The organism is Ignavibacteria bacterium (assembly GCA_016873775.1).
Taxonomy (GTDB): Bacteria; Bacteroidota; Ignavibacteria; order UBA10030; family F1-140-MAGs086; genus JAGXRH01.
Window position 1 is genome coordinate 1 of the sequence record VGWC01000086.1, and the last position, 9,194, is coordinate 9,194.

10 protein-coding genes and 1 tRNA gene are annotated in these 9,194 nt (G+C 36.3%); 1 reads left to right on the forward strand and 10 read right to left on the reverse strand.

The annotated features are described in order from the left end of the window. The 8 genes from FJ218_09990 to sppA all read right to left on the reverse strand — a co-directional run. A partial coding sequence (locus tag FJ218_09990; GenBank protein MBM4167230.1) for a cytochrome c oxidase subunit II occupies positions 1-337 on the reverse strand: 337 nt, incomplete at its 3' end. A 26-nt stretch (positions 338-363) separates the two neighbouring features. Then, positions 364-552, reverse strand: a complete 189-nt coding sequence (locus tag FJ218_09995; GenBank protein MBM4167231.1) for a hypothetical protein — start codon at positions 550-552, stop codon at positions 364-366. Positions 553-581: 29 nt separating this feature from the next. Next, positions 582-776 carry a hypothetical protein gene (locus tag FJ218_10000; protein ID MBM4167232.1) on the reverse strand — a complete coding sequence of 65 codons (195 nt, stop codon included), beginning with the start codon at positions 774-776 and terminating at the stop codon, positions 582-584. Beyond that, complete coding sequence (locus FJ218_10005) at positions 766-1,068, reverse strand: hypothetical protein (GenBank protein MBM4167233.1); 303 nt, start codon at positions 1,066-1,068, stop codon at positions 766-768. Before FJ218_10005 ends, FJ218_10000 begins: the two co-directional genes overlap by 11 nt. A 6-nt stretch (positions 1,069-1,074) precedes the next feature. Further along, on the reverse strand, positions 1,075-1,665 hold the full coding sequence (locus tag FJ218_10010) for a heme-copper oxidase subunit III (protein ID MBM4167234.1): 591 nt from the start codon (positions 1,663-1,665) through the stop codon (positions 1,075-1,077). A 3-nt stretch (positions 1,666-1,668) separates the two neighbouring features. Continuing rightward, on the reverse strand, positions 1,669-3,543 hold the full coding sequence (locus FJ218_10015; GenBank protein MBM4167235.1) for a cytochrome C oxidase subunit I: 1,875 nt from the start codon (positions 3,541-3,543) through the stop codon (positions 1,669-1,671). Between the two features lie 49 nt (positions 3,544-3,592). Continuing rightward, positions 3,593-4,288 (reverse strand): hypothetical protein, encoded by a 696-nt coding sequence (locus tag FJ218_10020; protein MBM4167236.1) that lies wholly within the window; start codon positions 4,286-4,288, stop codon positions 3,593-3,595. A gap of 182 nt (positions 4,289-4,470) precedes the next feature. Next, the gene (gene sppA / locus FJ218_10025; GenBank protein MBM4167237.1) at positions 4,471-5,385 is read right to left on the reverse strand and encodes a signal peptide peptidase SppA; all 915 of its coding nucleotides are present in this window, start codon (positions 5,383-5,385) and stop codon (positions 4,471-4,473) included. Positions 5,386-5,555: 170 nt separating this feature from the next. On the opposite strand from sppA, the gene FJ218_10030 reads away from it, so the two are divergent. Then, positions 5,556-5,630 (forward strand) — tRNA-Glu (locus FJ218_10030). 12 nt (positions 5,631-5,642) lie between these two features. Here the strand turns inward: FJ218_10030 and larC are convergent. Together larC and FJ218_10040 are read right to left on the reverse strand one after the other, a co-directional pair. Next, entirely contained in the window at positions 5,643-6,806 is a 1,164-nt protein-coding gene (larC, locus tag FJ218_10035) for a nickel pincer cofactor biosynthesis protein LarC (protein MBM4167238.1), read from the reverse strand. Positions 6,807-7,013: 207 nt separating this feature from the next. Further along, a complete protein-coding gene (locus FJ218_10040; protein MBM4167239.1) occupies positions 7,014-8,738 on the reverse strand; it encodes a T9SS type A sorting domain-containing protein in 1,725 nt (574 codons plus the stop codon). Positions 8,739-9,194 lie beyond the last annotated feature (456 nt).

Sequence of the window (9,194 nt, forward strand, 5' to 3'; positions counted from 1 at the left end):
TCCAAGCAAATTGTTCCGCAACAATACGAACTTCCAATACATCGTTTGTTTTAGAAATGTCTATGCGATTAGCCCAAACAGGCAAGGAGAAAACGAAGAGTTCTACTAATTCAATCGCAGCAATAATAAGCGTAAGATACAAGATAAATTTTGTTTTTGCTCCTGTGTAATTCGCTTGTGGGTTTTTTGATTGACGAAAACGGATGAGCACATAAACATAGTACACTGTCCATCCAATGAAGAGTGCAAACATCAGCCAGTGGATTTTGTAAATCAGTTCGTCAATGAGATGCCCGTGAGCAGAGGTAATAGGCGGTAATTTGAGAAGTTCTTCCACAGTTTTTTTTGATATTAAAAGTTACATTATTTGTTTACAATTCGTTTGCGAATGTAAAAGAAAAGAGTGATGAATCCGGAGAAAACAAATCCGGTAAAACCTAACATTGTAACAACAGCATTATTCATTCCGTCGAGCACAGGAGATTGAGCGTTTCCGTAACAGACGGGACACGATGCAACCGTTGATGAAACGAAAAGAATTGTGACGAGCAATTGAATGAAATATTTTGAAAAAGTATTCATCAGTAAAAACTAATGTGTTTCAATTTTTTGAGAAAACGAAATTCGTAAATAATCAACGAGACACCGAATGTTGTTGCAAGAACGGAATAGAAAAATGCATTTCCACTCTCTATGGAAGAGAGCCAAAACGCGAAACCAAATGCCATCGCAACGGCGAGCGCGATGAAAATGACGTGGAACGATTTAAGAGACATTTCGGGATATGGAATCTATTTCTGTAAGTGTTGGTAAAAAAAGTAATCCGAGAAAGAAAAAAATAGTAAATGCCAGTATGATCAATATTGTTTTCTTTTCAGAAATTAAATGCATAAAGTAACTTGCAACCATTGTGCCTTTTACTCCTGCAACAATAAGAGCAAGAGTGACAGCGATTGCAATGGGTAAATGAAAACTTGCTATTGCTACGGTGATGACTGTTAAAACCATCAACGCCGCAAACACATAAAAATATTTTTTTATGTGTTGCTGAATGTTGGAATGTTCCATAAAAAGTCAGAGTAAATAAAGTACGGGAAAAAGAAAAATCCACACAAGGTCAACAAAATGCCAATAGAGACCAGCGATTTCAATTCTGTTTGTGAATCGTTTCGGTTGAAAAAACCACATTTTGCTTCCTGCTCCCCAGAAATATGAGTTCACAACTATTCCGCCGATTACATGCAAACCGTGAAGACCAGTAAGTGTAAAATAAATTGCTAAAAAGGTATTGTTACTTGGAAAATAACCGTGTTCAAACTTTGCACTGTATTCAAAATATTTTACGATAAGAAAAAGAAAACCGCAAAGGATTGTGATACCCATATAGATTTTGAATTTTTTGAATTCGTTCATCATTAGCGAAGCCCACGACATTACCATCGTAACGCTTGAAGCAATAAGTACAACAGTATTGAGCGTTGCCAATGGAATATTCAAATATGTTGAACCGTGAGGCCATTCGCTTGCTCCTGTTCTTAACAAAATATACGAAGCAAATAAACCTCCGAAGAGCATTACTTCCGAAGCGAGAAATAACCAAATACCAAGTTTGGCGTTGTATAATCCAGTATCGTGTCGCGTCTCAATTGTGTACGGAATTTCCATTTTCTATTGTTTGTTTTGTGGTTTGAAATCTTGTGCATCACCAGGAACGCTGTATTCGTATGCTTCGCAGTACACTTCGGGGACGGTTTCAAAATTACCGTGCGCAAGCGGAGGAGACGTTGTTGCCGTCCAGTCAAGGGTCGTTGCTTTCCAAGGATTAGTATCTGTTTGTTTTTCTTTACGTAGACTTATGAACATATTGATGATGAAAAATACTTGAAAAACTGCCATCACCCACGCGGCAATGGACATAACTTCGTTTAGGTACAAAACGTTTTGCGTATGAGCGTATTGTTGCCCTCCATCATACATTCTGCGTGCAACACCTTGTAATCCCTGAATGAGCATTGGAAAAAAAATAAAATTCATACAAACAAACGAACCCCAGAAATGAATTTTACCCAGTGTTTCGTTGAGAATTCTTCCTGTAATTTTTGGATACCAAAAATAAATTCCTGCAAACAGGGCAAAAATTGTTCCCGGCGCAACTACATAATGAAAATGTCCGATAACATAATACGTATCATGCAAGTGGATGTCCGAAGTTGACAATCCTAATGGTAATCCCGTGAGCCCTCCGATTCCGAACATAGGAAGGAACGCAAGAGCAAAAAGCATCGGAGTGTTAAATCGAATAGACCCGCCATACAAAGAGACAAAGAGTGATGATAAAATTACGATAGAAGGAACAGAAATAATCATCGTTGTTGTTTGAAAAAATGCGCTAATTTTTGTTCCCATTCCAGTGATATACATATGATGCGCCCAAACAATAAAAGAAATAAAACACAGAAAAATTATTGAATACACCATATACTTGTAGCCCCATAGTGGACGACGAGTATTGTTTGCAATAACTTCAGCAATGATTCCCATTGCGGGTAAAATTAAAACATAAACTTCAGGATGTGCAAGAAACCAAAATAAATGTTGCCACAAAATTGGTGTTCCACCGCCCGTTGCTGGAAATATTTGTCCGCTTACTACTAATCCACTCGGCATAAAAAAACTTGTTCCTGCAACTCTATCCATTAGTTGTAATATTCCTGCAACTTCGAGCGGGGGGAATGCAAGAAGTAAAAGAAACGAAGTGATAAATTGTGTCCATACAAAGAAAGGCAATCGCATAAAAGTTAAACCAGTAGCCCGCAACTGAATTATGGTTACAATAAAATTTACAGACCCTAACAACGATGATGTAATGAGAAATACCATTCCGAGCAACCACCACGTTTGTCCAGTTGTAGCAATATTTGCAAGTGGTGGATATGATGTCCATCCGGAATTTGCCGCTCCTCCAGGAACAAAAAAACTTGCAATCATAATAACTCCGCCAATAAAATAAACCCAATAACTTGCCATATTAAGTTTCGGAAAAGCCATATCAGGTGCGCCTATTTGTAGCGGCATTACATAATTTCCGAATGCACCTACTGCGAGTGGAACTACTCCAAGAAATACCATAATTGTTCCGTGCATTGCGCCTAATTGATTGTAAAATTCCGGCAGCATTATTCCTTCAGGCATTCGTTCTTCACCTGTTCCAAGATACCAGAACAAACCAGTCAATGCTATAATGCAAACTCCAACAACGGTGTTTAATTTTGGTTGTAATCCACCGATAAACATTATAATCACTCCTATTACTCCGAATGGAATTAAGAAGTTATATAAAGGAAATTGTTGTTCGGGATATGCAATTTGCCATCGCATCATCATTACTAACATGAAGCCGAGCAAAAGAAAAAGAAGACTTGTTATTCCATACTGAATACCAATAACTTTATGGTCGGTAGAAAATATATATTTCTTCCAAAAATTCAGTTCGCTATGTTCTTCGTGATGTGTTTTGTTATTTGATTGAGTAGTTGATTTCATATTTTAAATAATGGATAAATACTACCTCTTTCATTATCGGAATCAAACGTTATTTACTTTCGAATGTAAAATCAACAGACTTTGCTTCTTTTTCACCAACTTTAACTTTGATTGTTTGCTCCCCTAATTTTTCCTGCCATGCGACTATTTCATATTCGCCAGCGGGTAAATCTTTTATTTCGAAATTTCCTTTTTCTTCTGAAACGGAATAGTAAGGATGGTCAAGAACTCCAAAATACGAAGTCATCCAAGTATGAACCTCACATTTAATTTTTACCATCGTTTCTGCTTTCGAAAATGATTTCGTCATCTTCATTCCTTGTTTCGGTTGAGCGATATTAAATTGCGGACTGTTTTTCGGCAGTGCATGAACATTATGCAACGTAGCGTCGCTGTTCAAAATATCTAACGGTTGATTAACCATTATTCCTGCAACATGAGGTGTATACATACATCCTGCTTGATTGAGAGTTGCAGGAGTTTTCGGAGTTGGATATTTTTTCCCAGCAGGCAAACCGCTTTTTACATACACGAAAACCCACTGAAGTGTATTATTCGTATTTACTACGATTTGTTGTGAAAATACATCTTTTCCACTGTGAATTTTTACGCATTTCGGATCTGCATTCATTTTTATTTTTTCCGCTTTAGGAACAGAACCTTTAAAATTTATTTTTCCGGAAATAGTAGCCGCATTTGAGATTGAGAAAACAAAAAAGACTAATATTGTAATGATTGATTTCATAATTTTTCTTTTTTTTTATGCTTGTAGAGAATAGTTTGTTAGAAAAGTGAGTAAAAAATATAAAAAATAATTTTCCGTGCAAATTTTAGATAAAATTATCTTTTATGTAATTGATATACACGAAACTAAAAAATATGTTTCTTTGTGAAATAGTTTAACAAAGAACAATGTATTAACTTTTCTTACCAATGTTCCGGCATTCTGTATTGTAATATTGGCTGGTCGAATATTTCTTCTTTCAGCGCAGAAATCTTTTTCAGTGACGATTCAAAAAACAAACGTTCAAACAAACTCTTCCGCTCTGTTTCCTTTACGATGGCGGGTTCTTCTTGTATGTTTGCTGCATCTGCTGCAATTCGAATTGCGTCGTGATACGTTCCAAGCGTATCAACAAGTTTGTGCTTATATGCTTGTCTTCCAGAAAAAACTCTTCCATCTGCAATTTGCAACATTGTATCGTGAGCAATGTTTCTGTGTGTTTCAACTGCTTCAATAAACTGCTCGTGAATATCATTGGATAAGATTTGAAAATATTTTCGTTCTTCTTCCGTCATTTCCCGAAATGGATTTCCAATATCTTTTCGTGAGCCGCTTTTGATTGTGTTGTTTTCTATACCAATTTTGTCTAATAATTTTTTCATTTGCCAAAATTGTGAGATGACACCGATGCTGCCGGTTATTGTTCCCGGATTTGCAACGATTGTTCTTGCCCCACAGGAAATATAATATCCGCCGCTTGCCGCTACCGAACTCAACGAAACGATAACGGGTTTTTCTTTATCTGATAGTTTAACTTCTTCATAAATTTCCTGACTTGCTGCAACTCCTCCTCCGGGAGAATTTACGTGCAATACTATTGCTTTGATTGACACATCTTCGCGATATTTTTTTAGTTGACGAACAGTTTCCTCCGATGAATAAATTGGACCGATAACTTCAACAACGGCAATTTTTTCACCGCTTCCCGTAATTACTTCGTCCGTGAATTCGCTGCTTGTTGGTCCTAAAAATACTGTTGCTAAAAGCAATATGAAACCGAATGCGATTCCAATTAGCACAATAAAAATTCCTAAAAACCATTTTGTAGATTTCTGCATAACATTTCTCCAATAAATATTCGTTGAATTAAATTATGAAATAAAAAATAAAATGTAAAACAATGAACAAATATACTCATTGAATAACACTGCACTCATCACGCGGAAATTTTTTTTCACTGTTCACTGAACTATAAGTATATTTTGCCCGCATTTAAAAAATACTCAACGGCGCTATCGTCTAATGGTTAGGACAAGGCCCTCTCAAGGCTTAAATACGGGTTCGAATCCCGTTAGCGCTACCATTTGTTTCTCATTCATCGTTCCATTTCTTTTTGAATTAGTGAAAAAACCTCTTTCAACGGAAGATTGTTTTCTAACGCAATGCGCTTGCATTCTTCAAACTCAGGAAGCAATTTTTCTTTTCCTCCGGTAGCAACAACTTTTACTTTTATTTTTCCAAATGATGTTTCCACAATTCTCGAATCACGAAAAACTTTTTTCCGTCCGACATTTTGAATACGAACTCCGAGCGTTGTCGTTTCACGGAAAATAATTTCGGAAAGTTTCTGCACATCATTTTCACTCGCCATTACGGAAAGTAAAATTCCCGGTCGTCCTTTTTTCATAATAATTGGAACGAGGTACGCATCGTGCGCTCCGTTTGTAAGAAGTTTTTCAATCACGTACGGATACAATTCCGAATTCATATCGTCAATGTTCGTTTCGATTGTTACCACTTCATCCGCATCAAATTGCTCATTCAATTCACCGATAAAAATGCGTAACAAGTTTGGCGTATTCGGAATTTCTCTTTCCCCTGCTCCGTAACCAATCGCTTTCGAAATTATTTTTTCCTTTGGTAACATTCCGCTCGAAACAGTTTTCACAATCGCCGCTCCCGTTGGGGTTGTCAGTTCAAACGGAATGTCAGTGAGTTCTGTCGGATAATCTTTCAAAATTTCTACAACGGCAGGAACTGGAATCGGAAGTTTGCCGTGTGCTGCATTCACAAATCCTCCGTTGCCCAATCGTATCGGCGATGAAAAACATTTCTCAATCGAAAATTTTTCAAAACAAATTGCTGCGCCGACAATATCCACAATCGCATCGAGCGCGCCGACTTCGTGAAAATGAATATGTTCAAGCGATGTGTTATGCACTTTTGCTTCCGCTTTTCCTAATTCAAAAAAAATCGCTTTCGCTTTGTCTTTCACGTTTCCCGAAAGTTCGCTCGCATCAATGATTCGGAAAATATCCGCGAGATGACGATGATGATGTTCGTGCGGCGCAAGCACATCAATTTTTATGGCAGTGATTCCGCTGCGGACAAGATGTTTTCCTTGCAACTCCACGCCGCTCAAATGGAGTTTTCGTATTTCATTGGAAAGTTCATCGAGCGGTAAACCCGCAGAAACAAACGCCCCCAATGTCATATCGCCACTAATGCCGGAGAAGGTATCGAAGTATGCTATGTTCATTTTTAGATTTACGAAGTACGGTTTAAAATTTCGAGACGAATATAGAAATTTTAGAAGTGAGATTTCAGATTTTGGATTTCAAGTTGCAGTTTTAAAAACAAAAAGCGATTTCATTTTATTGAAATCGCTTTTTTTTTCTCACGCAAAGCCGCGAAGATGCAAAGAAAAATTATTTGCGACTTTGCGTCTTTGCGTGAGATAGACGCTTCATTTCATCAGCAATAATTTCCTCGTTTGCGAAAATGTTGGTGTAGTAAGTTTATAAAAATACACGCCACTTGAAAACGTACTTGCATCCCACTCCACTTCTTGTTTTCCCGATTCCATTTCTTCGTTGCTAATAAGTGTTGCGACTTCTTGACCGATGACGTTGTAGATTTTTAAATTTACTACACTTATTTTTGGTAACTCAAAACTTATTGTTGTTGTTGGATTGAACGGATTGGGATAGTTTTGAGATAATGAAAATCTATCTGATAAGTTTTGAAGTTCTACATTAGATATAAGTTTAAAATTGGGAAGGGAGTATTTAGCAAGATAGCCATCTTTGGTTAAATAGACGTAACCGTTTTCTATAAAGGATTCGCTTAGAGACCTGTAGTTACCTTGAAATTGTATCATTGAAAGCGAATCTATACTTGCACCGTCAGCACTGTAGACAAAAATATTATTATTTAATTTTACAAATGTACGCCCTTGATTATCATTCTGGATCCACCGAACTGCAGATTTCAATTCTCGGCTTCTCCACCAAATTTTATTTGTACTTAAATTATATTTGATGACTTGATGATACCAATAGCTATTACTTGAGTTATTTAATGATTTGCCTCCTAATCCATAAACAACTAAATAAGCATAGATTGAATCGCTCAGAATGTAGCTTTTAAACCTCGGTGTATAATACGTTTCGTAATATTCGTATCCAGTTGCTTTATATATTACACTACCTGCTTTTTGAGGTTTAATGATAACTGACTTTGTTTTATTCTTGTTATCAATCGTAGCAATATATGGCATTTCAGTTTTTTGAGTTTTTGATTTATATATCGGGTCTGGCCTACCAACCCGAGTATCTAAAAACGACTGAAATCGTAAACATGCAAAATTTACAAGTTTATCTGCTTGTTGACAATAAAATAATGTTTCTTCATTTAATTCTTTTGTTTGAAGTATGTCTTTTTCTCCACTTAGCGAAGCCTGCAACTTCTCAATCTGTTCATCTGTGAACAAAATCCTTTTCTTTTTAGAAATAAAATTTCCCGTGTTAGCATCTAATACAATTAGGTTTAAATACAAACGATTAATTTCATTAGCGCTAGCTCCATTATCTGAGATTTTCCAAGTAGCGTTCAAATAATGGCTATTTTTTATTATTGCAACTCTATTTGCTTTGAGGTATAAAATTTGTGAAGTACCATCAATGCTTTCGTCAATTATTTTTCCTCCATTATCATTTTCTTTTTCATAGTGTTCCTCTTCAAATGTAGGAATAGCGGTTTGGAACCCGACACCTCCAGTTTCTGTAACTTTTAGTAGGCGTTCTTGGAAAAGTACTTTCCCCACTATGAATAAATTTCCATTCAAATCAGGCGCATAATAATATGCAGTATCAAGAGGAACAATAATTGCCCATTTCTTTACGGCTGCTGTATCAAAGTAAATTAAAGAATCAGAACGAACTATAAAGAAACCACGTCCATTGTAGTAAAGTTTTTTCACTGAATCTGTAATTCTCCAAACCATAGAACCGGATGGATCTAATTTCTTAATAGTATCAATACCTTCTCCAAGATTTGCCAAATAGACATTTCCAATTCCATCAATTTTTATCCAATTGTATCGTTCGTACGTTCGCCACACTTCTGTTTGAGAAAAAGAATTTTGCAAAAATGCAAAGCAAATAATTGTTGTCAATAAAAGAGTACGCATAAGAGTAAATGTTATTGAAATAATTCGCTCGCTTATTATGAAGGTTCGCAGCCGCAAGCAAAAATCTGCAAACCTAAACTCGTGAAATGGAGTCCACTTTTGCTTTCACTTATCGAGAAATTTTTTTTAGTTCACCGTTTTCTATAAACAAAGTGGACTCCATTTCTCGAACATATTTAAAACAAAAAGGACGTAACCTACATTACGTCCTAATCTGAGGTACTCGTATACCTATACACAAAGACATAAGCGGCTACGTCCATTTCTGGACGTAATCCATGCTTGTTCTTGTGTATTTGAAAATTACGAGTTTTCAGATTAGAACGCAGCGAAAAACTACGTTGTAAAATTTTTAGTTCGTTGGTTAGTTAGTTTATTTGTTCGTTAGTTAGTTATTGTTTTAAAGTATCTAAAATTTGTTGCGGAGTTTTTCTTCCGCGTTCTGTTTTATCAAAA

Excerpts from the sequence above, each read along its gene's own strand:
- FJ218_10000 (MBM4167232.1), bottom strand. The coding sequence starts at position 776 with ATGTCTCTTAAATCGTTCCACGTCATTTTCATCGCGCTCGCCGTTGCG.
- FJ218_10005 (MBM4167233.1), bottom strand. The coding sequence starts at position 1,068 with ATGGAACATTCCAACATTCAGCAACACATAAAAAAATATTTTTATGTG.
- FJ218_10010 (MBM4167234.1), bottom strand. The coding sequence starts at position 1,665 with ATGGAAATTCCGTACACAATTGAGACGCGACACGATACTGGATTATAC.
- FJ218_10015 (MBM4167235.1), bottom strand. The coding sequence starts at position 3,543 with ATGAAATCAACTACTCAATCAAATAACAAAACACATCACGAAGAACAT.
- FJ218_10020 (MBM4167236.1), bottom strand. The coding sequence starts at position 4,288 with ATGAAATCAATCATTACAATATTAGTCTTTTTTGTTTTCTCAATCTCA.
- sppA (MBM4167237.1), bottom strand. The coding sequence starts at position 5,385 with ATGCAGAAATCTACAAAATGGTTTTTAGGAATTTTTATTGTGCTAATT.
- larC (MBM4167238.1), bottom strand. The coding sequence starts at position 6,806 with ATGAACATAGCATACTTCGATACCTTCTCCGGCATTAGTGGCGATATG.
- FJ218_10040 (MBM4167239.1), bottom strand. The coding sequence starts at position 8,738 with ATGCGTACTCTTTTATTGACAACAATTATTTGCTTTGCATTTTTGCAA.